Origin of the sequence: Pistricoccus aurantiacus (assembly GCF_007954585.1) — a bacterium.
Lineage (GTDB): Bacteria > Pseudomonadota > Gammaproteobacteria > Pseudomonadales > Halomonadaceae > Pistricoccus > Pistricoccus aurantiacus.
In genome coordinates this window covers 2,399,417-2,423,463 of the sequence record NZ_CP042382.1, presented here as the reverse complement: position 1 = coordinate 2,423,463, position 24,047 = coordinate 2,399,417, and the positions used below count along the sequence as shown (strand labels likewise).

General features: G+C 62.7%; 26 protein-coding genes, 2 tRNA genes and 1 pseudogene. 11 read left to right on the top strand and 18 right to left on the bottom strand.

All coding sequences use genetic code 11. From position 1 onward, the window contains the following. The first annotated feature begins 5 nt into the window (after window positions 1-5). The 5 genes from FGL86_RS11535 to FGL86_RS11515 all read left to right on the top strand — a co-directional run bounded on the left by FGL86_RS11535 (window position 6) and on the right by FGL86_RS11515 (window position 4,111). Window positions 6-413 carry a VOC family protein gene (locus FGL86_RS11535; RefSeq protein WP_147184689.1) on the top strand — a complete coding sequence of 136 codons (408 nt, stop codon included), beginning with the start codon at window positions 6-8 and terminating at the stop codon, window positions 411-413. Next, window positions 410-1,699, top strand: coding sequence for an RNA polymerase sigma factor (locus FGL86_RS11530; RefSeq protein WP_147184688.1), 1,290 nt, complete (start codon window positions 410-412; stop codon window positions 1,697-1,699). The genes FGL86_RS11535 and FGL86_RS11530 overlap by 4 nt, the downstream gene beginning before the upstream one ends. Window positions 1,700-1,727: 28 nt before the next feature. Next, entirely contained in the window at window positions 1,728-2,186 is a 459-nt protein-coding gene (locus FGL86_RS11525; RefSeq protein ID WP_147184687.1) for a VOC family protein, read from the top strand. Window positions 2,187-2,306: 120 nt separating this feature from the next. Further along, window positions 2,307-2,888 carry a GNAT family N-acetyltransferase gene (locus FGL86_RS11520; RefSeq protein ID WP_147184686.1) on the top strand — a complete coding sequence of 194 codons (582 nt, stop codon included), beginning with the start codon at window positions 2,307-2,309 and terminating at the stop codon, window positions 2,886-2,888. A 68-nt stretch (window positions 2,889-2,956) separates the two neighbouring features. Further along, window positions 2,957-4,111, top strand: a complete 1,155-nt coding sequence (locus FGL86_RS11515; RefSeq protein ID WP_147184685.1) for an alpha/beta fold hydrolase — start codon at window positions 2,957-2,959, stop codon at window positions 4,109-4,111. Between the two features lie 48 nt (window positions 4,112-4,159). Here the strand turns inward: FGL86_RS11515 and FGL86_RS11510 are convergent, their stop codons facing one another. Then, window positions 4,160-4,591 (bottom strand): hypothetical protein, encoded by a 432-nt coding sequence (locus FGL86_RS11510; RefSeq protein WP_147184684.1) that lies wholly within the window; start codon window positions 4,589-4,591, stop codon window positions 4,160-4,162. A gap of 319 nt (window positions 4,592-4,910) precedes the next feature. Between FGL86_RS11510 and FGL86_RS11505 the strand changes: the two genes are divergently transcribed. From FGL86_RS11505 to FGL86_RS11495, 4 genes are all read left to right on the top strand, one after another. After that, the gene (locus tag FGL86_RS11505; RefSeq protein WP_147184683.1) at window positions 4,911-5,351 is read left to right on the top strand and encodes a VOC family protein; all 441 of its coding nucleotides are present in this window, start codon (window positions 4,911-4,913) and stop codon (window positions 5,349-5,351) included. Beyond that, window positions 5,348-5,635 carry an anthrone oxygenase family protein gene (locus FGL86_RS18180; RefSeq protein ID WP_246131827.1) on the top strand — a complete coding sequence of 96 codons (288 nt, stop codon included), beginning with the start codon at window positions 5,348-5,350 and terminating at the stop codon, window positions 5,633-5,635. The genes FGL86_RS11505 and FGL86_RS18180 overlap by 4 nt, the downstream gene beginning before the upstream one ends. After that, window positions 5,557-5,829, top strand: a complete 273-nt coding sequence (locus tag FGL86_RS18175; protein ID WP_246131798.1) for an anthrone oxygenase family protein — start codon at window positions 5,557-5,559, stop codon at window positions 5,827-5,829. The genes FGL86_RS18180 and FGL86_RS18175 overlap by 79 nt, the downstream gene beginning before the upstream one ends. A 137-nt stretch (window positions 5,830-5,966) precedes the next feature. Next, the gene (locus FGL86_RS11495) at window positions 5,967-7,028 is read left to right on the top strand and encodes a calcium/sodium antiporter (RefSeq protein WP_147184682.1); all 1,062 of its coding nucleotides are present in this window, start codon (window positions 5,967-5,969) and stop codon (window positions 7,026-7,028) included. A gap of 21 nt (window positions 7,029-7,049) precedes the next feature. Here the strand turns inward: FGL86_RS11495 and FGL86_RS17940 are convergent, their stop codons facing one another. From FGL86_RS17940 to FGL86_RS11485, 3 genes are all read right to left on the bottom strand, one after another. Continuing rightward, window positions 7,050-7,220 (bottom strand): hypothetical protein, encoded by a 171-nt coding sequence (locus tag FGL86_RS17940; protein ID WP_186764388.1) that lies wholly within the window; start codon window positions 7,218-7,220, stop codon window positions 7,050-7,052. 172 nt (window positions 7,221-7,392) lie between these two features. Then, window positions 7,393-10,554, bottom strand: coding sequence for an efflux RND transporter permease subunit (locus FGL86_RS11490; protein ID WP_147184681.1), 3,162 nt, complete (start codon window positions 10,552-10,554; stop codon window positions 7,393-7,395). A gap of 8 nt (window positions 10,555-10,562) precedes the next feature. Continuing rightward, window positions 10,563-11,693 carry an efflux RND transporter periplasmic adaptor subunit gene (locus FGL86_RS11485; protein WP_147184680.1) on the bottom strand — a complete coding sequence of 377 codons (1,131 nt, stop codon included), beginning with the start codon at window positions 11,691-11,693 and terminating at the stop codon, window positions 10,563-10,565. A gap of 885 nt (window positions 11,694-12,578) precedes the next feature. On the opposite strand from FGL86_RS11485, the gene relB reads away from it, so the two are divergent. Together relB and FGL86_RS11475 are read left to right on the top strand one after the other, a co-directional pair. Further along, the gene (gene relB, locus FGL86_RS11480) at window positions 12,579-12,776 is read left to right on the top strand and encodes a type II toxin-antitoxin system RelB family antitoxin (RefSeq protein ID WP_246131608.1); all 198 of its coding nucleotides are present in this window, start codon (window positions 12,579-12,581) and stop codon (window positions 12,774-12,776) included. 293 nt (window positions 12,777-13,069) lie between these two features. Beyond that, complete coding sequence (locus FGL86_RS11475; RefSeq protein WP_147184679.1) at window positions 13,070-13,330, top strand: hypothetical protein; 261 nt, start codon at window positions 13,070-13,072, stop codon at window positions 13,328-13,330. A gap of 30 nt (window positions 13,331-13,360) precedes the next feature. Here the strand turns inward: FGL86_RS11475 and FGL86_RS11470 are convergent, their stop codons facing one another. From FGL86_RS11470 to FGL86_RS11415, 14 genes and pseudogenes are all read right to left on the bottom strand, one after another. Further along, the gene (locus FGL86_RS11470; protein WP_186764387.1) at window positions 13,361-14,884 is read right to left on the bottom strand and encodes a conjugal transfer protein TraG N-terminal domain-containing protein; all 1,524 of its coding nucleotides are present in this window, start codon (window positions 14,882-14,884) and stop codon (window positions 13,361-13,363) included. Beyond that, a complete protein-coding gene (locus FGL86_RS17935; RefSeq protein ID WP_186764386.1) occupies window positions 14,881-15,258 on the bottom strand; it encodes a hypothetical protein in 378 nt (125 codons plus the stop codon). Before FGL86_RS17935 ends, FGL86_RS11470 begins: the two co-directional genes overlap by 4 nt. After that, the gene (locus FGL86_RS11465; RefSeq protein WP_186764385.1) at window positions 15,255-16,673 is read right to left on the bottom strand and encodes a hypothetical protein; all 1,419 of its coding nucleotides are present in this window, start codon (window positions 16,671-16,673) and stop codon (window positions 15,255-15,257) included. Before FGL86_RS11465 ends, FGL86_RS17935 begins: the two co-directional genes overlap by 4 nt. Window positions 16,674-16,676: 3 nt before the next feature. After that, window positions 16,677-17,627: a TIGR03756 family integrating conjugative element protein gene (locus FGL86_RS11460; protein ID WP_147184677.1), complete on the bottom strand. Its 951-nt coding sequence runs from the start codon at window positions 17,625-17,627 to the stop codon at window positions 16,677-16,679. Next, window positions 17,624-18,058: a TIGR03757 family integrating conjugative element protein gene (locus FGL86_RS11455; protein ID WP_147184676.1), complete on the bottom strand. Its 435-nt coding sequence runs from the start codon at window positions 18,056-18,058 to the stop codon at window positions 17,624-17,626. The genes FGL86_RS11460 and FGL86_RS11455 overlap by 4 nt, the downstream gene beginning before the upstream one ends. 279 nt (window positions 18,059-18,337) lie before the next feature. Then, window positions 18,338-19,006, bottom strand: a complete 669-nt coding sequence (locus tag FGL86_RS11450; RefSeq protein ID WP_147184675.1) for an RES family NAD+ phosphorylase — start codon at window positions 19,004-19,006, stop codon at window positions 18,338-18,340. A 17-nt stretch (window positions 19,007-19,023) separates the two neighbouring features. Beyond that, a complete protein-coding gene (locus FGL86_RS11445; RefSeq protein ID WP_147184674.1) occupies window positions 19,024-19,425 on the bottom strand; it encodes an antitoxin Xre-like helix-turn-helix domain-containing protein in 402 nt (133 codons plus the stop codon). A gap of 240 nt (window positions 19,426-19,665) precedes the next feature. Continuing rightward, window positions 19,666-20,424 carry a DsbC family protein gene (locus tag FGL86_RS11440; RefSeq protein WP_186764384.1) on the bottom strand — a complete coding sequence of 253 codons (759 nt, stop codon included), beginning with the start codon at window positions 20,422-20,424 and terminating at the stop codon, window positions 19,666-19,668. Beyond that, window positions 20,421-21,047 (bottom strand): hypothetical protein, encoded by a 627-nt coding sequence (locus tag FGL86_RS11435; protein ID WP_147184672.1) that lies wholly within the window; start codon window positions 21,045-21,047, stop codon window positions 20,421-20,423. Before FGL86_RS11435 ends, FGL86_RS11440 begins: the two co-directional genes overlap by 4 nt. A 127-nt stretch (window positions 21,048-21,174) precedes the next feature. Further along, window positions 21,175-22,602, bottom strand: coding sequence for a conjugative transfer ATPase (locus tag FGL86_RS11430; RefSeq protein ID WP_246131797.1), 1,428 nt, complete (start codon window positions 22,600-22,602; stop codon window positions 21,175-21,177). 85 nt (window positions 22,603-22,687) lie between these two features. After that, a pseudogene (locus FGL86_RS18310) lies at window positions 22,688-22,783 on the bottom strand (hypothetical protein); the annotation flags it as partial. Continuing rightward, window positions 22,773-23,666, bottom strand: coding sequence for a ParA family protein (locus FGL86_RS11425; RefSeq protein WP_147184670.1), 894 nt, complete (start codon window positions 23,664-23,666; stop codon window positions 22,773-22,775). The gene FGL86_RS11425 and the pseudogene FGL86_RS18310, both read right to left, overlap by 11 nt. Window positions 23,667-23,740: 74 nt before the next feature. Then, window positions 23,741-23,816, bottom strand: a tRNA-Asn gene (locus FGL86_RS11420). A 44-nt stretch (window positions 23,817-23,860) separates the two neighbouring features. Next, window positions 23,861-23,936: transfer RNA gene (locus FGL86_RS11415), tRNA-Asn, on the bottom strand. Window positions 23,937-24,047: the final 111 nt, after the last annotated feature.

Sequence of the window (24,047 nt, the reverse complement as noted above, 5' to 3'; positions counted from 1 at the left end):
GCGCCATGGCCAGCCAGATCTTCGTCAATCTACCGGTCGCCGATCTCGAGGCGTCGATCGCCTTCTTCACCCGGCTGGGGTTCACCTTCAACCCCGAGTTCACCGATGACACGGCGACCTGCATGATCATCGGCGACAACATCTTCACCATGCTGCTCACCCGGGAGCGCTTCGCCGAGTTCACCCCGCTGCCGGTGAGCGATGCCCACGCCGTCACCGAGGTGCTGGTGGCGCTCGCGCTGGAGAGCCGCGAGGCGGTGGACGCCATGGTGCGCGAGGCGCTCGCCGCCGGCGGCTCGACCTATAATGATCCACAGGATCACGGTTTCATGTATGGCCACGGTTTCCAGGATCTCGACGGTCATATCTGGGAGCTGGTGCACATGACGGGGGCACCCGGGAGCACGGCGTGACGGACCAGGAGCTTGGCGCGACCATCGAGGCGATCTGGCGCATCGAATCGGCCAGAGTCGTTGCCGGGGTCGCGCGTCTGACCCACGACCTGGACCAGGCGGAGGACTTTGCCCAGGACGCCCTGCTTGCCGCACTGGAAGCCTGGCCCAGCAGGGGGCTTCCCGACAATCCCGGTGCCTGGCTGATGACCGCGGCCAAGCGTCGGGCGCTCGATCATCTGCGCCACCAGACCATGGCCGCGCCCAAGCATGTGGAACTCGCCCGGGAGCTGGATGCCCACCACGCCTTGGCCGAGCAGGTCTTCGCCGAAAGGATCGATGCCGCGCTGGACGACGACATCGACGACGACGTCTTGCGCTTGCTCTTTACCGCCTGCCACCCGATTCTGTCCCCGGATGCGCGGGCCGCCCTGACGCTGAAGGTGGTCGGCGGCCTCACCACGCAGGAGATCGCCCGGGCCTATCTCAGGCCCGAGACGACCATCGCCCAGCGCATCGTGCGCGCCAAGCGCACCCTGCTTGAAGCGCACGTCCCCTTCGAGGTGCCAGAGGGCGCGGCACTGGCGGCCCGACTCGCCTCGGTGCTCGAGGTCATCTACCTGATCTTCAACGAGGGCTATGCGGCCACCGCCGGCGACCACTGGACACGACCCGAATGGTGCGACGAGGCGCTACGCCTGGGCCGGGTGCTGACCGGTTTGATGCCGGAGGAGAGCGAGGTGCACGGCCTGACGGCACTGATGGAGATCCAGGCCTCGCGCCTGCCCGCCCGGGTGGATACGAACGGCGACCCCATCCTGCTGCCGGATCAGGACCGTAGCCGCTGGGATCGGCTGCTGATTCGCCGCGGCCTGGCCGCCCTCGAACGCGCCGAAGCCCTGCCCGGTGTGCTTGGCCCCTATACCCTGCAAGCCGCCATCGCCGCCTGCCACGCCCGGGCCGCGGTCTACGAGAAAACCGACTGGCCGCGCATCGCCGCGCTCTACGAGGCCCTCGTCCAGATCGCGCCCTCGCCGGTGGTGGCGCTGAACCGTGCCGTCGCCGTCGGCATGGCCTTCGGGCCGGCGGCGGGGCTGGAACTGGTCGATGCCTTGCTCACGGAGCCGACGCTGGCGCACTACCATCTGCTGCCCAGCGTGCGCGGCGACCTGCTCGCCCGACTCGACCGCATCCCCGAGGCCCGCGCCGAGTTCGAACGCGCCGCCACCCTTACCCGCAACGGCCGGGAACGCGCCCTGCTGCTGGCACGGGCGGCGGCATGTACGGTAAAACGGCGACGATCCTAACTGTCAGGCACTCACAGGAGAAAGTCTGATGAGAATCGAAGAGGTATTTCCCTATCTTTGCGTTACAAACGCAGCTGCCGCCATCGATTTCTACCAGCGTGCGTTCGATGTGACCGAAACATGCCGCCTCACCGAACCTGCTGGCCGTATTGGTCACGCCGAGCTGGCATTCGGCCCGATGACGCTAATGCTCTCCGACGAGTTTCCCGAATACGGCATCCATTCGGCCTCGAGCATCGGTGATACACCGGTCACGATCCATCTGCACGTGGACGATGCCGATGCCATGATCATGCGGGCGCTCCAGGCCGGTGCGACACTCGAGCGAGCGCCGGAAGACCATGTTTACGGTGAGCGCTCCGGATCCCTCCTCGACCCCTTCGGCCATCGCTGGTTGATCGGTCATTACATCGAGGATGTCCTTAATGACGAGATGCAGCGCCGCTATACACACTTTCTAGAGGGCGACAGTGAACCTTCCGGTTGACAAACCTGCGACCTGCACCGAAGCAAATCCGTTTCGCGGGTTTCATCGGCCCATGCTACTGGTGATATTGATCTTACGTCGATTTTGCTCTGGTTTAGAAAGTCTATATAGGTTCATCCCATGCAGCTGACAACAAATCGCTTTCTTCTCCGTGATTTCGTGGATGCTGACTTGCCTGCATTTGCGGCGTATCACGCTGACCCTCGATCGACAGAGTTATATGGCCCTGATGAAACCAATCCCGTGCTTGCCGCTGAACTCATTGAACTGTTCAGGACATGGGCATTCGAAACTCCTCGGCTCAATTATCAACTTGCCATCATTCGGCGCGGTGGCACCCTCGTAGGCTGCTGTGGGCTGCGCGGCAAGGGTGCTGAGCCGGGTAGAGCAGAGCTTGGCGTCGAGCTAGCCCCGGAGTACTGGGGGCGCTACGGCTATGCTCTCGAGGTGATGAAACGCCTTGCAAATTTTGGATTCAGCGATCTGGAGCTTACGGAGATCTATGGCAGCACCGTTAGCGCAAACGCTAAGGTTGCACGCCTGGCGGGTTCGCTCGGTGCGGTCTCCGTGGAGCGACCAACGCCAGACTGGATGGTAGCTAGGGGCTGGCGTCAGATCGAGTGGCAGATTAGCCGAGAGCAGTGGCAGGCGGGGCTGTCTAATAATTCAATCAAGCCGAACCCGCTTCGTCGGTCAGTTTAATTCAGACGTTACATGGCGGGCCGGGCGGCGGGCTGTGCAAAAGCGCAGATGCCGTCGGATGACACCTCATGCGATTCAGCTTCTTCATGCAGCGTTGTCGCCTCCGACCATCGAGCATGAAAGCAGGAAGGTATGGCCATTATTCCGCGACAGCACTGATCGTGCTGCTGGTCTTGCTTGCGGGATGTTCGAGCGGGCCGACGGGAACCCAGGCCGGACGCCCCGAGCCGTCCGTGCCGCTCCACCGCACCGAATACCTGACCGTGGCCGGCGCCAGGCTTTTTCTTATGACCCGGGGCGCGGACCGGCACGCACCGGTCCTGCTGTGGCTGCACGGCGGACCGGGCGGCGCGGAGCGCCCGCTGTTTCGCTATTACAACAACGACCTGGAGAAGCATTTCGTGGTCGCCTACTGGGATCAGCGCGGCGCGGGCCGCTCCTTCGATCCAAAGGCCGATCCGCGGCGCCTCACCGTGGCGCGCCACCTGGCCGACCTGGACGTGATCGTCGATCATCTGAGGCGCGCGTTCGATCGCGACAGGATCATCCTCGTCGGCCATTCCTGGGGCGGCATGCTCGGCCTCCTCTATGCTCAACGCCATCCCGAGAAGGTGGCCGCCCTTATCGCGGTGGCGCCGCTGATCTCGCCACGCGAATCCCAGCGGCAGGAATACGCGTTCATCCTTAGCGAGGCGACACGACAACGGGACGAGGCCGCGCTGACACGCCTGCGCGAGATCGGGCCCCCGCCCTATGAAACGGCGGACCAGGTGCTGGCAATAGAGTCGCTGGCGGATCGGTACGGCGCCGTCTTTCACCGCCAGCCCAACCGCTTTTGGGTACTGGTGACGGGCGTGCTGCGCGGCCTCGTGACGCCTTGGGAGATTTCGCGCTTCATTCGCGCCAACCAGGTATCGCTCAAGGCGATGACCCCCGAGCTTCTTACCCTGGACCTCACGCGCTCGGTACCGCGAATCGAGGTGCCGGTGTTCTTCCTTCTCGGGCGCTACGATCATCATGCGGGCTCGGCGATCGCCGCGCGTTACTTCAAGGCACTCGAGGCGCCGGAGAAGCGACTAATCTGGTTCGGACACTCGGCGCACAACCCGCCCTTCGAGGAGCCAAGGCGCTTCGATAAGACCCTCGAGCGCCTGGCACGGACTCTCGATACCGGCGCATCGTCCCCTGATCACCTCCTCCAAAGGGAGATTCAGACGCCATGACAGCCCTTACACCTTCCCTCCTCCGGGCTCGGTCCGTGCGGACCGCGATTACATTGCCTGAGACTCGAGCATCTCGTTGGCGTCCTTGGCGGCCTGTCGAGCCTCGTCGAGATCGTCACTATCGAGCCCGGTACGTACCTGCTCGGCGGCTTTCTCCAACGTCTGTTTCTGAGCGTCGTCCGTAGTATCGGGAATGGCGCCCTTGCCCATGTCCTGGCAGGGATTCATCTCGTCGGCGTCGAAGCCCTCGCCATCCGGCCCGACAAGGCAGTTCAAGGTGTGATGCAGATGCATCTGCACCCCCGCGATGTCGCTCGCCTCGGCCGCGAAACCCGCATGTTGCGCCGCCGTCTTCACTTCCTGGGCGGCGTCCGCGAGTGCCGATGAAGAAATCAGCAGTGTGAGGGCGGCTCCGAAGGCAGTGGATGCGATCCGTGCTGAAAGACCGAAGCGATGGGTGAAACCAGAATGAGTATTCATTGGTGCACACTCCTGTGTATGAAGAAACAATCGTCCAAACGTCTCTTCGACGATGAAACTCGTCGTCCCGGCTGGCCACGCCATCGCGCCAACCGAGACTATCAAGGATAGCTGCTTTCCTGCAGGCGAGGATGACCATGCGCTCGGACTTGAGCCAGATGTGCGCATGGCGAAGATGCGCGCCGATTGTCGAACTCGAGCCCTGTCGCCCGTCAGCCCGCGAATCCGCCCTACTGCTGGCATGAGCGACCTGCTCGCCAAGGCGGAAACGCCATCGAAGGAACCATCACGTTAGATGTCAATAATAAGGTCACAAGCGATGAGAATCCTGGTAAACATCGACGTCCCCGACCTCGCCCCGGCAATCGCATTCTACACGGCTGCCCTGGGACTAACGCACAGCCGCACGCTGGATGAGGACGTCGCAGAGCTTACCGGCGCGTCGTCCGTCATTTACCTGCTGAAAACTCCTTCAGGTTCGAAAGCGGCAAGTACGCTATCGGAAAGGCGTACCTACTCCCGGCATTGGACGCCGGTACATCTTGATTTTGTAGTGGAAGATACTGAGGAAGCCACAGAACGCGCCCTTGGCGCGGGAGCGAATCGGGAAAGTGAATACACCGAATGGCGGGGCTCGAAATGTGTCACCTTCTCGGATCCGTTTGGCCACGGGTTCTGTCTTATTGAATTCGCGGAAGAAACCTACCGCGAGGTGCAGTTGTCGCCCAACAATCATAGCGACCCACACGGCAGACCATGAACGCTATCGCACTTATCCTGCTTATCGCGGCTACACTCGGCAGCGGCCTGATCGCCGGGCTGTTCTGTGTCTTCTCGAACTTCATGATGCGGGCCCTGGCGCGGATTCCGACGCCGGCCGGCATCGCCGCCATGCAGGCGATCAACCGGGCCATCCTCAATCCGGCGTTTCTCATCTCTTCTTCGGCACCGGCACCGCCTTCGCACTGTCCGTCGTCCTCGGATGGCGGCAACTCGACCCCGCCTCGCTCGCCTGGGCAATCGCCGGTGGCACGGCATACCTGATCGGCGGTATCAGCATCACCCTGGCCTTCAACGTGCCGCTGAACGATCGCCTCGCCGCGGTCGATTCCGATAGCGAGCAAGGCGGGGCGACCTGGGCGATGTATCTCGTGAAATGGGTGCGCTGGAATCACCTGCGCTCGATCGCGACCCTGATCTCCACCCTATGTTCGATCGTCGCGATATGGCTCGCTTGAGCGAAATGTTGTTTCCTTTCTTCGCCTTCTCTATAAGTCATGAGAGTCCACGTCTCGTGGTCGACTCGGCTCTATCACGCTGCCATGGACGCTCCAGGCGCATTGCGTAATGGAACCCAAGACTTCTGGAGGAAGGGATGAGCTACATTGCGTTTCTGGCGGGGCTTGGCTTCCTGCTGGTCGGTGCCGAAATGCTGGTTCGGGGAGCGTCCCGGCTGGCGGCGCGTTTCGGGGTTTCCTCGCTGATCATCGGCCTGACGGTCGTGGCCTTCGGCACCAGCTCGCCGGAGCTGGCGGTCAGCATCAAGGCCGCCTTTGCGGACCAGGCGGCCATCGCCATGGGCAACGTGGTAGGCAGCAATATCTTCAATGTGCTGTTCATTCTCGGGCTTTCGGCCTTGGTGACGCCGCTGCTGGTCGCCCAGCAGCTGATACGCTTCGATATCCCCCTGATGGTGCTGCTGTCGGTCGCGCTTTTTCTGCTGGCGCTTGATGAGCGGCTGAGCCGGCTGGATGGCCTGCTACTGGCGTCCGGGCTGATCGCCTACCTGGGCTTTCTGCTGTACCAGAATAGCCGCGCCCGCGCCAGGGAGGCCGATGAAGACGGCGCCAGGACCCAGACCGACGGCGCCTGGCTGGTCAATTCGGTGCTGGTCGTCGCGGGCTTGCTGTTGCTGGTGATCGGGTCGCGCTGGCTGGTCGATAGCGCCGTGGCGTTTGCCGGCTACCTGGGCATCAGCGAGCAGGTGATCGGCCTGACCATCGTGGCCGCGGGCACCTCGCTGCCCGAGGTGGTGACCTCCCTCGTTGCGGCCCTGCGAGGCGAGCGGGATATCGCCATAGGCAACGTGGTGGGAAGCAACGTGTTCAACCTGCTGGGCGTGCTTGGCGTGACCAGCCTGCTGGCGCCGTCAGGCATCGACGTAACCCCGGCCATGGTCGGTTTCGATATACCGGTGATGATAGCCGTCGCGCTGATCTGCCTGCCGATCTGTTTTACCGGTAGCACCATCAGTCGGTGGGAAGGCGCGCTGCTGCTGGGCTACTACGTCGCCTATACCCTCTATCTGATCCTGGCGGCCTCGCAGCACGATACTCTGTCAGGGCTGACACAGATCATGCTGTACGCCGTGCTGCCTCTTACCATCCTATTCCTGGCTATTTCGACGATAAAGGAACTGAAGCGCCGGACCGGGTAACGCCTACCATCACGCCAGAGATCAAGATTGGGCGTCCTGATCCTCGGTTTCCTCGTCTCGTTGAATGACGGTAGTGGTGGTCGTGACCTGTCGGGCGTCCTTGGAGTTGCTTTGAAAGCGACCGTCGATATAGTGCAGGACAAGCAGCTGAGCAACCAGGAAGGCAAAGCAAAAAACGAGACCCTTGATCATGATGCGGTTCCGTGGCGGAGAAGCTGAGATCATAGGCCAGTTCAAGTCAGGCGCTCAACGCTATTGTTCGGGTCTCCGTCGTCTTGTTTTTCCTGGCTCGCTGCCTATCTGGACCAAGAGAGCTGACATCCCAGCAGCACCGGCCATGACACCGCTTTCTTGCGTAACGGTTTCAGCGTGTTTGCCCTTGACCCAAATGACCGGATGCCGCCTCCGACGGCGTGGAAGTGGAAGCCTTGGCTTCATCCTTATGCCGGTCCCGGGCCATCAGCATATACAGCGACGGCACCACGAACAGGGTGAACAGGGTGCCGATGGCCATGCCGCCGACCAGCACCAGGCCGATGGAATTGCGCGCCGCGGCGCCGGCGCCGGTCACCAGCACCAGCGGGAAGTGGCCGGCGATGGTGGCGATGCTGGTCATCAGCACCGGGCGCAGGCGGATCATCGCCGCCTGGTGCACGGCGTCGAGCTTGCTCGCCCCCTGTTGCTGCAGCTTGTTGGCGAATTCGACGACGAGGATGCCGTTCTTGGCGATCAGCCCCACCAGGGTGACCATGCCGACCTGGGCGTAGATGTTCAGGGTGGTGGTCCAGCCATTGGTCCAGTAGGGCGTGTTGGGGTCGGGCATCTTCAAGACGGTGAAGATCAGGGCGCCGAACATCGCCAGGGGCACCGAGCCGGCGAGGATCACCAGGGGGTCGCGGAAGGAATTGAACTGCACCGCCAGCACCAGGAAGATCATCAGCACCGCCAGCGAGAACGCCGGCAGGAACTTGTTGCCCTCGGTGCGCAGCTGGCGCGATTCGCCGGTGTAGTCGAAGCTGTAGCCTGGCGGCAGGATCTCCCGGGCGGTGTCCTCGAGAAAGCCAAGGGCCTCGTCCAAGGTGCGCGCGCTCACCCCGGAGAGCTTCACCGCGTTGAGCTGCTGAAAGCGGTTGAGGGAGCGGGCCACGACGCTGTGCTCGATATGCGCCACCGCCGACAGCGGCACCATCTGACCATCGGGAGCGGCGATGTAGAGATTGCGTAGCTGCTCGCTGTTGAGCCGATCGGCCCGCTGCACCAGCGGTATCACCTTGTAGCTGCGGCCGGCCATGTTGAAACGGTTGACGAAGTCGCCGCCGGTGGCCACGCCCAGATCGGCACCGACCTGGGAGAGGCTCAGCCCAAGCGCCGCCACCTTGTCACGATCGAACACCAGCGTCGCCTGGGGCTGATCGAGCTTCAGGTCGATGTCCGGCGGGAAGAAGAACAGCCCGCTCTGCATCGCCCGGTCCCGCAACTCCTGGGCGAATTCGAACAGGCGCTCCGCATCCGCGGTGGAAGTGATCAGGAATTCCACCGGGAAGTTGCTGCCGCCGGGCAGCGCCGGCGGCGTGGTCATGAACATCTGGATTCCCGGGATCTTCGCCACCTCGGCCTGTACCTCCGGCAGGATCTGGGTCACCGTGCGGGTGCGCTCGCCCCAGGGCTTCACCACCACGCCGCTGAAACCGTCGGCGCCCAGGGTCGCCCCCACCGAGGGCGGAAACAGAAACTGGAAGGTCAGCGCGGCCTCGGGCACCTCGAGCATGAGCTCTTCGGCCGCCTTGGCATAGACCGCGTTCTGGTCGGTGGTGGCGTTGGCGGCGGTGTTGATGATGCCGAACAGCACGCTCTGATCCTCGGTGGGCGCCAGTTCCTTGGGCGAGAACATGAACATCGGGATGGTGCACAGACTCACCAGGATCCATACCAGATAGACCGCGGGCCGCGCCTTGAGCGTGGCGCCGAGCGCGCGACCGTAGACCTCGCGCAGGTGGTCGAAGCGATGGTTGAGCCAGCCGCTCAGGCCGCGCTCCTCGTCCTGGGCGCTGCGCAGCAGATGCGCCGCCATGGTCGGCGAGAGGGTCAAGGCGACCACCCCGGAGATCGCCACGGCGCCGGCCAGGGTGAAGGCGAACTCGCGAAACAGCGCGCCGGTCAGCCCACCCTGCAGGCCGATGGGGATATACACCGCGACCAGGGTGACGGTCATGGCGACGATCGGCGCGATCAGCTCCCGGGCGCCGAGCAGAGCGGCTTCCCGCGGCGCGCGGCCCTCGCGCAGGTGGCGCTCGACGTTCTCCACCACCACGATGGCGTCGTCGACCACCAGGCCCACGGATAGCACGATGGCCAGCAGCGTCAGCAGGTTCAGGGTGAAGCCGAACAGCTGCATCAGGAAGATGCCGCCGATCAGCGAGACCGGAATCGCCATCACCGGCACCAGCACCGAGCGCACCGAGCCGAGGAACAGGAAGATCACCGCGATCACGATCAGCAGGGTGTCGATCAGGGTGCCGGTCACCTCGTGGATGGCATTGTCGACATATTCGGAGGCGTCGTAGGCGACGCTGGCTTCCAGCCCGGCCGGCATATCCTGCTTGATCCGCTCGAGCTCCGCGCGCGCCTCCTCGATCACCTCGATGATGTTGGCGTTGGGCTGCGGGAAGATCCCGGCGAAGACCGCGGTCTGCCCGGAATAGCGCACCAGGGTGTCGTAGTCCTCGGCGCCCAGCTCGACATCGGCGATATCCTGCAGGCGCACGATGGTGTCATCCTTCTGATAGATGACCAGGCGACGAAAATCCTCGACGCCGTGCAGGTCGGTGTTCGCCGCGAGCTGGGTCTGCACCAGGGCACCCTTGGTGCTGCCGATGGCGGCCAGGTAGTTGTTGGCGGCCAGCGCCTCGCGCACCTGGGCGGGGCTGACGTGCAGCGCCGCCATGCGCTGGGGCTTGAGCCAGATGCGCATGGCGAAGGTACGCGCGCCGAAGATCTCGATGCGCTGCACGCCGGTGACCGCGGCCAGCCGCGGCTGCACGACCCGGGTCAGGTAATCGGTGATCTGCTCCTGGGACAGGATATCGGAGGAAAAGCTCAGATAGGCGGCGGCGAACTCCGAATCGGCGGATAGCACGCTGATCGCCGGCACCTGCGCCTCCGCGGGCAGGTCGTTGCGCACCTGATCGACCCGTGAGGAGATGTCGGTCAGCGCCTTGGTCGAGTCATAGTCGAGCTTGAGCCGCGCGGTGATGATCGAGATGCCCTGCAGGCTCTTCGACTCGACGTAATCGATGCCCTCTGCCGCGCCGATGGCGCGCTCCAGCGGCGTGGTGATGAAGCCGCGCACCAGTTCCGCGCTGGCGCCGACGTAGACGGTGGAGATCTGCACCGAGGCGTTCTCGCTGAGCGGATATTGACGCACGCTCAGCGTGTGCCAAGCATTGAGGCCGGCGATCAGGATGATCAGGTTGACCACGATGCCCAGCACCGGGCGGCGGATGAAGAGATCGGTGAAGTGGTTCATGACCTGCCTCAGGACTCGGCCGGATGGGGTTCGAGCTCGGCCTTGGGGGCCAGCGTATTGTCGATGACGATCGGCATACCGCTGCGCAGCTTGAACACGCCGCTGGTCACCACGGTTTCGCCGGCGGTGAGGCCATCGGTGACGTCGACGAAATCCCCCCGCACTCGCCCCAGGCGGACGAACTGCTGGCGCAGTACCCGCTCGGTCTCGCCGCTTTGGGCGTTTTCCCTGTTCTCGACCACGAACACCGAATCGCCGTAGGGCGCGTAGAGCACCGCCGTGGCGACGACCGGCAGCACGGGTTGTGTTTCCGGTAGCACCACCGCGACATTGACGAACATGCCCGTATAGAGCGCCTCGTCCGGATTGGCGACCCGCGCCCGCACGCGCACGTTGCGCGTCGCTGGGTCGACCTCGGGGTTGATTGCGAGGACCTCGCCTTCGAAGGTCTCTCCCGGCGCGGCATCACCGGTGACCCGCACCCTCAGTCCCGGTTTCAGGCGGTGGATCTGCTGCTGCGGGACCGAAAAATCCACATAGATCGGGTCCAGCGTCTGCAGTGACGCGATGGCGTCGCCTTCCCGCAGCACCTGGCCGAGATTGACCAGACGCAGTCCCAGGCGACCGGAGAACGGCGCGCGCACCGTCTTCTTGGCGATCAGCGCACGCATATTGTCCACCTGGGCGACGGCCTCCTTGAAGCTGGCCTCGGCGCGATCGACCGCCTCTCGCGAGACCGCATTCTTCTGGCTCAACGCACGTGCCCGCCTAAAGTCCGCCCTGGCCAGGGCGGCGGCGGCCTCCGCCGCGGCAAGCTGGGCCGCTTCGCTCGCCGTATCCAGCTGCAGCAGCACGTCGCCAGCATTTGTCAGCGCACCGGACTCGAAGCCGATACGCGTCACCCGCCCGCCGATCTCCGCGCTGACCGTTACCCCCTGTACCGCGGATACGCTGGCCGTCGCGGGAATCAATTGTTCCCACTGCGCCTCGTCCACCCTCATGGCGGTGACGGTCTCGGGCGGCGGCACCATGTTCTCGGCGGCCTCGCCCATCGCCCCGAACTGGTCGAACTTGGTGTAGACGATGGCGGCGATCACAAGGGCCACGCCGATGGCGGCGACAAGCAGTTTCTTTAGCATGAAGGTCTCATCCGACAGCACCTCAGCGACCAGGGGAGTTCTCGAAGACGCAGCGAATCGCATCTACCGCTTATGCCATACCTGACCGACGAACGGGCGCAGGCGATTTCGACATCGCGATGGGCATTGCTTGCGCTGTCAGCGAAGCGCCCCGGACCGCTCGATAATGGCGGCCTACGCGCAGAGTCTAAGAAATGGCGAAAGTCGAAATCGCGTTGCCTACCTTGCAGGCCATCTTCTTGAAACTTAGGTTAGGCGCGAATACTGAGTAGCTTGACAGGTTGCACACCTGCTAGGCAGAACGTGATTTTATGCATAATGGGTTTTCTGTAATCACTCATCAACGGCAGGACATACAGCATGGCCCGGCTAACGATCGGGTTGATAGCGTCCAGAACAACGTTGGCTGCAGATTCCGATCCTTTTCCAGAAGCCCCTTGGAATGGATATTGAAAGTCGATGAAACGCGGCTGACCATGGCAGGATCAAGCATCGCGAGATAGTTGCGGCCTTTGCCTTTCTCCAAGCCCTTTGGGGTTGTCCTTCAATCATCGGATAAGCCCCTTACCCTTATTACCCCTTCCCTTATAGCCTTTTGAGTGAAGCCTTTGTCCTTTCAACCCTTTCCCTCGTGTAGCAGCACCAACAAGAGGGCGCTCGCCATCGTGGCGAACTATGCTCGGAAGTTGATCAGTACTATGGCATCCAACATGACTAAAGCGACAAGCTCCTTTCAGCGAGCCGTGAATCGTTCGTGGCCTGCTGACGAGGTTCATACAGAAAGAGTGAGGCTTGCAGTTAGATCCCGACCCGTTAAGAAAAGATCAGCAGCGCCTTCGGTTACATCATCCTACCCCTAACGCCGTTTCACTGATGGAGTAGACTATGGGTAATTGTGAAGAAGCGATGATGAACACACCTTTAGATCCCATTGTCTCGGAGTTCGAAACACAAAAGCAGGCTGATAGCTATGACTGCTGGTTTCGCATCAAGGTTCAGGAAGCCATGGGGAGCGATAAGCCTCGCCTACCCCATGATGAGGCCATGGCCCTCGTCGATAGTCTGATCGCGGAATGCAGGTAGCAGCGTGCTGGTTGAGTGGACTGACGAGGCCCAGCTTGACCTCGCGGACATTCAAACGTACACAGAGCAATTCGACCCCATGTCTCCCTGCACTACGCGGGGTCATCGAGATACTGCGCATGCTTAACGCCTGGCAGGAGCACCCATAATTCCATTTCATGCTCCATTCAGCCATTTGCCCGACATTAAAGGAAAACGCTGAAGCATATTCCTATTGGGGCTGAATTGCCTTGCAATGGCGATCGGACTAATCTACCGATATAGGCTAACACGAAAACATGAGGGTTCTGCTAATGAAACTCTCCGATCTCAACACACCGAAAGGTCGTCGGGCGGCCGGTAAGCTGTCCCTGGATCTGATCAAGATCACCGGGAAAGTGGCAGTTGCAGGAACTGTGGGCTTGGTGGGTATGCTGACTGGTGCAGTCGCCTCAACAAGCTTCACTGATAAAACTGAAGAACAACCCTATACATATGATGTTGGGCCTGATGGTCCAGGTGAGTACGACAAGATGGGGTTTAAAGTTCAAAATGGGGATGACTGGCTCGATTGAACCCTGCTAGTCATCCCTAGTAAGGCTGAGTTATTTGCCCTTAGTGGTCGCTTTACTGGCCATTTCACTTCCTTTATCTCCCGCCCCCTTGGCTCCTTGAGAACCAGTGGATAGAGCGTTGCCAACTCCCTGGCCAACCTTCATGCCTGTCCAACCTAATACTGCCACCCACATTCCCGGCAGGATCAAAAACGTCGCCCACTCCACGAAGATAAGCACCAGCTTGTCATAGCCATTCTGCGCCGCCGCGACGAAGCTCAGCTTGGCCGCTTCCGAGTTGTAGAGCAGATCGATCAGGTTCGAATTGATCCAGCGGGCCAGTTCCCACCAGAACGTCAGGAACCACAGAGCGAATAGCCCGAAGGTCGCTGTGCCAGCCACCTTGATCGAGTAGCCGGAAATCGTCAGCACGAACGGCAAGCAGATCACCACGGCCATGATCAGAATGTACTGCACCATCGGCAGGGCTCGCTTGAGCATGTCCATGCCGGCCTTGCCCATCACGGCGCCGACGGCGCCTCCTACTCCGCCGGCAGCCATGGAAAGCGTGTCTTCGATGGACCCCCCGTCGAGATCGCCGTAACCGGTGACGGCAATATCCTGATTGCCGTTCGCCGATCCCGTGCGCTGGCTGATCAGGCGCCGGATCACAGTGTCCTCGGCGTCGGCGCTGGTGAACACGGAAGCGAAGCTAGCCCACAGCCCAGGGTTCACCTGTTCGCGCAGGCGGGCGTATAGTCCGCTTTCGCCATCGGCCCACCACTCCCGGCAGCTGGGATAACCCGGACGGCCCGGGCCGGTGCCGGGTCGTGCCTGATCGCGGCTGGCGTCGAAGGGAAACCCCGCCACCGGACGCCCGGCATAGAACGAATCGTAGTAGCCGGGCGTCTCCAGGAAGAACCGGCTACCCAGCCAGTCCACGTCCTCGGCGTCGAGTGCGTCGACCGTACCCCCCTGCTGGAACAGGCGATTGCGGGCCGCGCCGTAGCACTGGCGCTGGAACTCGCCCAGCTCCCGCTTGAGTCCGGGATCGGTGATCGACTGCGCATCGATCTCGGAGGTGATCGCCTGGAGATCGGGGCTGCACGGGATGCTCGACACCGCGACATTGGTCACACCCTTGGAGATCGCATGCACCAAGGCCCACCACAGCGGTATCTCGGCGGTCTGTCCGCCGATCGAATTGAGCGTGGTGCTGCCCCATTCCCCCTGGCCGATCACGGCCACGCCGCACTGTCCACCGCCAGTACCGGTGCGCTCGATGGCGTTCACCGGGTTGAACGAGAGGTTCATCATCGGCACGCAGGTGAAGGCGTAGCACAGCACCATGGCGTAGAGGCGTGTCTCGAGACGCGCGATCAGCAGTACCCCCTTGTTGCCCTCGTCCTCGCCCTCCTGACGCACCCGGAACCATTCCGAGGCCAACAGGGCGATGAACGGCACCAAGGCCAGCCCCGTCTGCATCAATGACGACCACAAGGCATTGTTCACCACCCAGCCGATCATCAGCACGACCGTCTCGAAATAGTCGTTGACGTTGAGATCGGCGTTCATGGCGATCCTCCCAGCCAGTCGATGAGATTGAAGAGCTCGACGCAGGCCACGGCGCCGATCGCCAGCGTCTCGAGCCGCTTGAGACCGGCGCGTGCCGCGCTCCCGCCATCGCGATCCTCGTTGAGACACATGATCACGCGCGGCTTCCAGACGCGTCTCCATACCAGGGCGAGGCCCGCATAGCAGGCCCAGCGCCACACAAACAGCCAGGGCAATGCCGCCTGTTTCGCCGCCACGAAGGCCTCACGGCTGCCCATCAGTTGGATGGCCAGCGAGACGACGACCCCGCTGAGAGCGAACATGCCGACCAGCGCCACCAGGAAGACCAGCGGCGACGGCCAGTGGCGCGGATCGAGAAGACGCATGAACGTCATTGCGGCGTCTCCTGGAGCGGACGACCCCGCTCGTCCAGTACCGGTGCCGGCAGCGTGGTTTCGTTGGGACTGGAACCGGTCGCGCGGTTGGCGGCGCGCTGCAGTGCCTGCATGGCCGCGTTGCTGGCAAGCGCCTTGCGGATCTCCATTTCACTCTGCAGCAGCGCGATGTCGCGGTTGAAGGCGTCGATCTTGCGATCCAGGGCCGACATGCCTTCCTGATTGCTCTCGATGCCGGGATCGCTCGAGCCAGCCACCAGACTGCGACGCGCCCACATCACCTGGGTCAGCGTTCTGGCTAGCGCCATCTCGCTGGCCAGGCGCTGGGCCAGCAGCGGGCCCTGGGGATCGGTGCGCATGGCCTCGATCACGCCACGGGAGACGGCCAGGCCGTTGCCTGCCGACACGTCGTCGAGCTTGGCTTGGGTGATCTCGCCACCGCTCAGCATATCGAGCAGGCGTTCATGAATGGCCTGTTGCTCGTCCTCGAGCTCGCGAATCAGGCCGGTACCGGCGATGGTTTGCGCCTTCTCGCAGCCATCGCAGGTTTGCAGCTCGGTATCCCCCACGATCTTCCGGGTCCACTCAACCGCCTCGGCGGGAGAACCCCACAGGGTACACATGCCGCCCCGACACTCGTTGCCGCTGGTACCCGAGCCGCCGACGATACCGCCGCCGCCGATCCAATCGCCGCTCGAGGTGGCCACCGATCCCCAGCCGCCGCCACCCCCGGAGACGGGTTCGTTGGAAGTGGGATCGGTGCGGCCATGGAGCAGGTTGTAACCGGCCCTGGCGGTATCCGCGACCACGCGTACCGGCGGCTGACCGCGCCCGCCCCGCTTCTGGCCGCCGATCCAGGTACGGCCATTGTTGCCCGCCTGTCGTTCGGCGGCCTGCTCGGCGGCAACGGCATCGGGATTGATTGCAGCAATGTCCTGCCAGTTCTCGGCGACCGCCGCCTGCTGCATCCGGCCGCCCAACGTGGCGTCGGCCAGCGCTTCGGCCATGCGCTGACACGACAGCTTGGACTTGTCGAAGTCGAGCCGGCCCTGCAGCACGCCGTTGGTCAGTAGATCGTAGAGCGCCGGGTTGGCGCGCTGGATGATCATCGCGGGCAGGCTGGCCACGGTCGCGTTCGCGACCACGTTGCTCATCATGTTCTGGAAGCCGTTGGTCACGCCGTTGAGCTGGTTTGACACCGTCGCGCCCATATCGAAATTGCCGCAGGTCGCGTCGACGTTCCAGCTGACACCTAGCCCCTGGGTACGCGGACCATGGCCGAACCCCGCCGATGCGCCGAAGGGGGCGGCGCCGCCAATGTCGTAATAGAGCCGGTCGGCGGACTGCGCCTGAGCCAGCAATGGGGCGGCCAGCGCCATCGAGAGCGTCAGACCTCGCAGGAGATGTCGGTTCATGGTTTATTCCCCGGTGAAGGTCAGCAGTTCCTGGCCGCGTTTCTTGCAGCAGCGATAGGGCCGCCACAGCGACCAGACGTAATCCCCCGGCGGTTGGAGCCGGTTGTTCTCGCCGCCGTCCGGGAAGATCGAACAGGCCATCGTCATCTCGGGCTCGAGCCGCTGCCACTTGTGGGTCTCAGGATCCCCTTCCATGACCGCCGCGGGCGGCCAACGTCCGCTGTCGCTGTCGTCCTCGGGGGCCAACGGCTGATAGACATGCGGCTGACCGCGACGCGTGACGATATCGGCGGCGCGTTGCGCGGTGGCGGCCGCCACCTTGTAGTCATGGGTCTGGGAGACGAAGCCACTGCGCGGATAGACCGGGCTCCACAGATCGCCCGGCACGCCCAGTTCGCGTATGCCAAAGGTCAGTGCCTCGGGATAGGCCATCTCGGGAATGCCGGACCGCCAGGCCAGCGCATCCAGGGTGGAAAGGAAGTACGGTTTGAAGGGCACCGCGTCGCTCTCGCAGAACCAGCCGAAGCGATCGGTGAATCTATAGAAGAGCTCGCTCGGATGACCGATCGCATCGACATTCTTGAATCGTGTGTTGGCATGCTCATGGGGCTCCGCTTCATTGGTCGAGCCACCGCCCAAGGCATTGCCCAATGGCGGTGACAACAGCGCGATCTCGGTCCAGGGATTCTCGCCGGTGTTCTCGTAAGCGGACACGACGAGCTCGGGAATGAAATGCTTCACGCGAATCGAGGTCTTCACCGAGCAGCCCGTGGTCGAGCAGTCGAGCCAGGCGCACAGACCGATCACTTCATACTCGAGGCACTCGGGACTGATCGCGGACTGAACGATGGCCGGCGTGGTAATGGCACGCGCCACGTATGCGGTCACCAGGCCGATCAGCCCGATCGTCGCGGCGGCCAGGACAGTAGCGCGGGAAATCAGTACCGCATTCATGGTGTGCGTCCCCGTGTCCGTTCGACCGCTTCGAGGGCAAGCCCGACATCGGGCTCACCATAGACGACGTACTGCCCATCGACGACGACCGCCGGCACTTTCTCGATGCCGAGCATCCAGGCCCGCGCGACGCCGAGGTGCAGTGCGCGATAGCGCTCGAGCATGGCCCGCCACTGAGGACCACTCATGCGCGATTGCAGCACCTGCTTGGCACGCTCGGAATCCGTCGGCAGGTCTCGGGAAAGCCGGGCGTCCAGACGCGCCGGCGCATCCAGCTCGATGACGGCCGCGTCATCGGGCACATGGATTACCGGCTCGCCGGCGATGGTGAACACCTCGACGCCGGCATTCGCCCCGGCGCTCCAGAGCAGGACCGTGACAAGACAGAGTGAAGACAGCACGGCACGGGGCCGCCGAGACGCAGTAGGCATGGCCGACTCCTGTGAGAGGTTCCAGCCTAGAGGTGTATCGGGAGAGGAGGTTCGAGGCAGCAGAGAATGTTAAATGGATCCTGCAAGATTTCTGCCCAAGCCGTGAGTACAGGCCGTCCGCATCCGCCTGGACGGCAGGGTTGCGGCAGAGGATAACCGCGCGGCCACAATTTCAGGCCAGCGTTTGGCTGGCAAGGCCATTGGCGCCGATGTCAAACCGGCTGGCAAGGCGTTTGGTTGTCATCAGTGCTGGCAGGAGTTGTACACGCAGGCATTGAGTCAACGTCCCTCGCGTTCCGAGATTTCCATCACGTGCGTAATGGCCTGGGCCTTGCCGTCCCAGAAATAGCGCAGATGCGGTCCCTGGACAGGGATGCTGAGGGCCGGCGGACGGAATACCGCGGCGCACTCCTGCCCCAGTTCCCTCACGCTGTCATGGAGAAGGCCCCAGGATTGGCGGGATCGTAGTTCTGCCGCGAACGCCTGGCAAATGGGGTACGTGCCGGGATCCGGGTCATGTAATTGCGGATACGCATCGCGGATGTCGTGTAGAGGCTGGATGATGGTGTTCACGTAGCAGCGCATCGTGAGTTCTAGCGTGCTTTCCCCGGTTGCCGTCAGGAAGGCGTTCATGTGATACCGGGTTTCCGCGATGGCGGTATCCAGGGTACTCGCGCAGTAATAGACGCCATAGCTTCCATCGGTAAACCGCGAGGGGCGGCCGACATGAGTGAACGCGGCCATGATCGGACTGGTGCCGGGCCCCGTCATGCGGTCGGCGGGCGGGATCCGGCTCAGTCGGCCGGCCTGCTCCAGCAAACGGTCATTGGTCAGGGCCTCGAGCGCGAAGGCATACTCCAAGTCTTCCAGATCCAGGGTGTCCTCGAATATCTCGATGGGTGGAAAAGCACTGTTGACGATGCGAAAGGCATGCTTCCACTGCGGCATTGCCGTTTCCACCACTCTCACCCCCTGACGCCGTCCAGATACCTGCGGGTGTCGGCCAGGTCAACGACGCGTCCGTTCAACATGAAGTCGAGCGCCGATCGTCCGTTGAAGGGAGGGGCCGTATTGGCTTTGTGCACCCACTCGTAACCGCGTTGCGGACTGTTGCTGAACAGGATCCTCAAGGCCTTGTGGATTCCCATGAGGTAGGAAATGCGCTCCTGGGTATCACGAGGCAGGCGGACATTGGGCAACTTGCGATACTTGTGGAAAGTGGTATTGCCGATGCCTCCCAGCAGGATTCGCTGCTGGGAGGGCGTACAGCCCCATTTCGCCATGATATTGAAGAAGAATTTCAAGGCAACATGTCCGGCCTCCGGGGAGGAGGTATCGGCGCGTTCGAGAAGTTCGGCAGCGTCCATGGTAGGACCCCATGTCAAATGGCATTGGTACACAAGAGAATCATATCATCTGTTTTATTCACATGTGTATTTTTGACCGGTTCTATGATGTCAACACCGTGGGTCCAGACGCGCAGGCGCATCCAACTTCCAGGGCCTCCCAGCCTCCCTCAAGCCAAAGGCGTAAAAATGTGGCTGGTTCATCATCGTCGATCGCAAACTGCATGGCTTCCGTGAAGATCTCCCGCTGTCGATGCATGTTCATTGTCTAGCCCTCTTTATCGCCTGTATCAGCTGCCGAGCGGGAACGTACCCCTCACCCATCTCGCCGTCGGGTAGTACGATCGTGGGGGTTCCCTGAATGCCGAAGCGCTGTCCCAGCCAAAACCCCTCGATGACCGCTTCCTGACAGTGCTGCGTGGGCATATCGTTCAACGCGCCACCGCCGAACGCCGTGGCCATCGCCTGTCGAGCGTCGTCGGCACACAGTACCCGAGCCCACTGCCCTGCGGCGGGCGAGTCGCTGCCGCCGCGCGGATAGGGCACGTAGCGCACAGTAATGCCGGCGGCGGTCAGCCGGTCGATGTCCTGATGCAGCCGCTCACAAAAAGGACAGGTCGGGTCGGTGAAGACTGCGATCTCGCCTATCCCGTCGCCCCGGGCGGGATACACCACCGTGGCCCCGTCGGCAAGGGCGTTCAGCTGGTCCAGCCGATCCTGTCGATCGTTGCGCTCGGTGACGTCGATGAGCCCGCCCGGGGCATTATCGAAGAGCGTACCCACGATCATGTGGCGCCCCTGGGCATCGCTGTAGAAGGTGTCGCCGTTGCGCAGGCGCACTTCATAGATCGGGCCCTCGAGGTCGACGCGATGGACGGCGTCGGGCGTGACGACCTGACCGTTGAGCGTGAGCGCCTTGAGGGCATCGGGCACCGGGTCATCGGCGGCCAGTCTCGGGATCGAGGTCAGCATCGCCAGTACCGCAGCGGCCGATCTCAGAGCGATCGCGTCGCATTTCATTGCAGCGCCTCCAGACAGCTCAAGGCGTTGTCGCCGCCGTAGGTTTCCAGCGTCCAGCAGTCGTTCAAGGTAATCGCCGGCAGCGTGAGGCATTCCTGGATGTCCAGGTAGCGACACCCCTGGCGAATCGATTCGCTGACCCGTGCCTGCCGGGTCGGTGAAATACCTCCAGGTGTCAACCGGGAGAAACGGTTGCGGCCGAGCTCGGGCGTCGAGCGCGCCTGACTGGCAAACTCGCTCTGCGACCACCAGTTGGCCACGTCCATGGAATACATTCGCCCGACGCCCGTCTCGAAAGCCAATGCCAGACGATGCGTCACCTGGCAATGCCCGGGTGGCCGGCCGGGAACGACGACGGTCCAGTGGAAGCTGACGTCCCCTGCCTGCTGGCCGTCCGGTAGGCTGACGAAGTGGCCCAATTGGCAGTCGCCGGAGCCACCGACGAAATAGTGTCGATTGGGATAGGGTTGGCAAATGACCCAGCCACTGACGAGCGTCGGGGGGGCGTCATGCCAGTCGACCGACACCGACAGCGAGATGGCGTCCGGGGCCACACGATCGAAGGGATCGACCTGAAGGACGGGCAGGAGATGGAGCGTACGCTGTCGAGCGTCAATACTCATGGGGTGGGTAATCCTGAATCCTGGCATGCCGCCGATCCTTCTTTCAGTGTTTTGAGATGAGCCAACCAACGGGCGCGAATCTCCCGGGCGTCGAAACGGCCCCGGGTCATGGGTCATGGGTCATGGGTCACGCCTCTGTCGCGGCGTCGAGACCGCGCTGCCGATCGAGCCTTTCCGCGACCTTGATCGCCGCGTCGAGCTCGGAGCAGCCCAACTCGCGCATGATCTCGGCGCGCTCGGCCTTCTCCTCCGGCTCGGTGCCGGCCAGCGACAGATACAGACTCGGCGGCACCACGCGAAACAGCGACTGCAAGCGTCCGCCCAGCACCACCCCCTCGGTGTATTTGCCCGGCGCCTTGGTCGCGGATTCGATCAGCAGGCGCTGATCCGTGGTCAATGTCTTGAAGCGCGCGACCTCGGCGATCTCGTTGGGTGGCATGTTGAGCAGCAGCCACCACTCCAGCATGTTGAGCATCTTGGCAGCCACGTTCGGGAAGTCCTTGACGTTCTGAGTGGCCAGCCACAACCACAGGGCGAGCTTGCGCCCCATCTTGGCCACGCCAACGAAATACGGCGCAAGCAGCGGATTGACGGTGAGCAAGTGACACTCGTCGATCACCTGCACGATGGGCCGGCCACTGTATTGATCGCGCTCGGCCATCGTGGTGATCATGTTGGTGATCGACATGACCGATAGAGCCAGTTGCGCCTCATAGCCGGGGTTGGCGTAGTGGGCCAGATCGATCAGGGTCACGTCGCACTCGGGCCAGGCCTCGCCGGGCTGATTGAAGACCTGGCCGTCGAAGCCGTCGCAGAACATGCCGATGCTCTCGCCCATGTTGTAGGCGCGCTGACGACGGTTCTGCGGGAGTCGCTCATCCCGAGAGAGTTCGTAGAACGCCTGCCGCACGTCCTCGGTGAGACACTGACGCCCCTCGGCGTGAGACCGCTCGGCGGCGATCATCACCGCATCGCGCACCATGCGGTTGTCGGCGCGACGATAATCGCCCTCCTCCTTGGGATCACCGCCGGTGATCATCAGGCGGGCCATCATTTCCATCTCGCCCAAAAGATCGCGCTCGACGTTCTCCTCGCCGTCATCCTCGGTATTGATCGCCTCGAGCATCGCTTCCGGGGTCTCGGCCGGCGCATCCGGCGACTCCCCGAAATCCTGTCGATCGCGCACGGCGCGGCGTGCCCGCATCTCGGGATCCAGCAGCCGATGGGCCTCGCCGAAGGGTGGCAGCCTGGCGTTGGCGCCCGGGGCCAGTTTCACCTTGTTGACAGACAGCCCCATGCGTTCGAAGTAATCCGCGAGCAGCCCGAACGAATTGCCCTTCTCGATGATGAACAGCCGCGGCCGGCGCATGGCCACGACCTGAGCCAGCATCGAGTTCAGGGTGGCGGACTTGCCCGCCCCGGTAGGCCCGAACACGAACATGTGGCCGTTCTGCTTGCGATCGAGCTTGTGCAGCGGATCGAAGGTCAGCGACTCGCCGCCCCGGTTGAAGAAGCTGATGCCGGGGTGGCCCGTGCCGCGCGCTCGCCCATACAGGGGGGCCAGATTGGCCAGGTGCTGGACGAAGTTGAAGCGGGTCGACGGTCACGATCTCGCCAATGTCGTCCCACCTGTCGTTGGCCAGCATCAAGGCGCCCAGAGTGGACTGTTCCGCCTCGATGCTGTGCGGCGGCAACAGCCCCAGTGCCTGGGCCGGAACAGACGTCTCAGTGAACATGGGTCACCCCCTGACGCTTCCCGGTCCCGGGCTGACCGCCACCCTGAGTCATGTCGACGACCGCGATCGCGTCTGCCCATTCCGGGTAGAGCGCGGAGGCCACTGCCTTGAGTTGATCGGCGCAGGCCGGCGCTTTACGCCCCGACGGCTTACGCGGCTCGATACGATGCACCGGCTGGCTTTTCAAGGCGGCGGTACGATAGGCCGAGAGATTCACCAGCGGCGTCTCGAGGACGCGGATACCCGTGTCGTTTTCTTCGGCGAACATGCAGCGGATGCTGTCGGCGATCTCGCGGGCATCCGTCAGCCGATCCGTCATCTTGTTGAGCAGGATCAACGCCGGCGGGACCGCAAAACGTGTGTATTTGGCGAGTTCGCGCAGCTCATTCAGCATGCCCTGCGTGCCCCGCACGAACTCGCGGGCGGTGAGCAACTCAGGGACGATCGGCGAGACGATGTGATTGGCTGCCAGCACGGCCATCTCGAGCAGTATGGAACGTGCGCCCTGGGTGTCGATCAGGATGGCATCGTAACGATCGGCGAAGCGATCGAGCAGCCCGATCAGACGGAAACGCCCGTTGGGGGCGTTGAGCAGCAACTGCTGCAGCTGGTTCCGATGATCGTTCGAGACGATGATGTCGAGATTGGTGAGGGACGTTCTGGAAATGATCCGATCGAGATCGATCAGTTCGGTGGCGAGCAGCTCGTACACCCCGCCAGGGGCTGGGTGTGACAGCTCGTAATAGGAGGAAAAGGTCGGTTGGGAGTCCAGGTCGATGAGCAGCACCCGGAAGCCGGCGTCAGCCAGCAGACCGCCCAGATTGGCGGTGACGGTGGTCTTGCCCACCCCGCCCTTGGAACAGACCGTCGCGGAAACACGCATTGCAAGCACCTCATCCGGAAATGGATTGGCGAATGCAAGTGCAAAGGCGTTAAGTGGTTTGGCTTACGAGATGCTGGCTCCCCGAGCAGGACTCGAACCTGCGACCCAATGATTAACAGTCATTTGCTCTACCAACTGAGCTATCGGGGAATAATCTAGAGGTGAGGTGGCCGATCGGCCTGTGTCTTGGTGTTTGGCTCCCCGAGCAGGACTCGAACCTGCGACCCAATGATTAACAGTCATTTGCTCTACCAACTGAGCTATCGGGGAATGACCTTGAGCACGCGACGTAGTATACGGATTACTTTTGCCGGGTCAAGAGTCGCCAGGAAGCCCAATGCCGAACCGTTGTCATCAAGCGTAAAATCCGTCAAAAAGTCG

Excerpts from the sequence above, each read along its gene's own strand:
- FGL86_RS11525 (WP_147184687.1), top strand. The coding sequence starts at position 1,728 with ATGAGAATCGAAGAGGTATTTCCCTATCTTTGCGTTACAAACGCAGCT.
- FGL86_RS18180 (WP_246131827.1), top strand. The coding sequence starts at position 5,348 with ATGAACGCTATCGCACTTATCCTGCTTATCGCGGCTACACTCGGCAGC.
- FGL86_RS11425 (WP_147184670.1), bottom strand. The coding sequence starts at position 23,666 with ATGCGTGTTTCCGCGACGGTCTGTTCCAAGGGCGGGGTGGGCAAGACC.
- FGL86_RS11475 (WP_147184679.1), top strand. The coding sequence starts at position 13,070 with ATGAAACTCTCCGATCTCAACACACCGAAAGGTCGTCGGGCGGCCGGT.
- FGL86_RS11445 (WP_147184674.1), bottom strand. The coding sequence starts at position 19,425 with ATGGACGCTGCCGAACTTCTCGAACGCGCCGATACCTCCTCCCCGGAG.
- FGL86_RS11505 (WP_147184683.1), top strand. The coding sequence starts at position 4,911 with ATGAGAATCCTGGTAAACATCGACGTCCCCGACCTCGCCCCGGCAATC.
- FGL86_RS11490 (WP_147184681.1), bottom strand. The coding sequence starts at position 10,554 with ATGAACCACTTCACCGATCTCTTCATCCGCCGCCCGGTGCTGGGCATC.
- FGL86_RS11460 (WP_147184677.1), bottom strand. The coding sequence starts at position 17,627 with ATGAATGCGGTACTGATTTCCCGCGCTACTGTCCTGGCCGCCGCGACG.
- FGL86_RS11435 (WP_147184672.1), bottom strand. The coding sequence starts at position 21,047 with ATGAGTATTGACGCTCGACAGCGTACGCTCCATCTCCTGCCCGTCCTT.
- FGL86_RS11455 (WP_147184676.1), bottom strand. The coding sequence starts at position 18,058 with ATGCCTACTGCGTCTCGGCGGCCCCGTGCCGTGCTGTCTTCACTCTGT.
- FGL86_RS11440 (WP_186764384.1), bottom strand. The coding sequence starts at position 20,424 with ATGAAATGCGACGCGATCGCTCTGAGATCGGCCGCTGCGGTACTGGCG.
- relB (WP_246131608.1), top strand. The coding sequence starts at position 12,579 with ATGGGTAATTGTGAAGAAGCGATGATGAACACACCTTTAGATCCCATT.
- FGL86_RS11485 (WP_147184680.1), bottom strand. The coding sequence starts at position 11,693 with ATGCTAAAGAAACTGCTTGTCGCCGCCATCGGCGTGGCCCTTGTGATC.
- FGL86_RS11520 (WP_147184686.1), top strand. The coding sequence starts at position 2,307 with ATGCAGCTGACAACAAATCGCTTTCTTCTCCGTGATTTCGTGGATGCT.
- FGL86_RS11465 (WP_186764385.1), bottom strand. The coding sequence starts at position 16,673 with ATGAACCGACATCTCCTGCGAGGTCTGACGCTCTCGATGGCGCTGGCC.
- FGL86_RS11510 (WP_147184684.1), bottom strand. The coding sequence starts at position 4,591 with ATGAATACTCATTCTGGTTTCACCCATCGCTTCGGTCTTTCAGCACGG.
- FGL86_RS11515 (WP_147184685.1), top strand. The coding sequence starts at position 2,957 with ATGCGATTCAGCTTCTTCATGCAGCGTTGTCGCCTCCGACCATCGAGC.
- FGL86_RS11495 (WP_147184682.1), top strand. The coding sequence starts at position 5,967 with ATGAGCTACATTGCGTTTCTGGCGGGGCTTGGCTTCCTGCTGGTCGGT.
- FGL86_RS17940 (WP_186764388.1), bottom strand. The coding sequence starts at position 7,220 with ATGATCAAGGGTCTCGTTTTTTGCTTTGCCTTCCTGGTTGCTCAGCTG.
- FGL86_RS11535 (WP_147184689.1), top strand. The coding sequence starts at position 6 with ATGGCCAGCCAGATCTTCGTCAATCTACCGGTCGCCGATCTCGAGGCG.
- FGL86_RS11450 (WP_147184675.1), bottom strand. The coding sequence starts at position 19,006 with ATGCCGCAGTGGAAGCATGCCTTTCGCATCGTCAACAGTGCTTTTCCA.
- FGL86_RS17935 (WP_186764386.1), bottom strand. The coding sequence starts at position 15,258 with ATGACGTTCATGCGTCTTCTCGATCCGCGCCACTGGCCGTCGCCGCTG.
- FGL86_RS11470 (WP_186764387.1), bottom strand. The coding sequence starts at position 14,884 with ATGAACGCCGATCTCAACGTCAACGACTATTTCGAGACGGTCGTGCTG.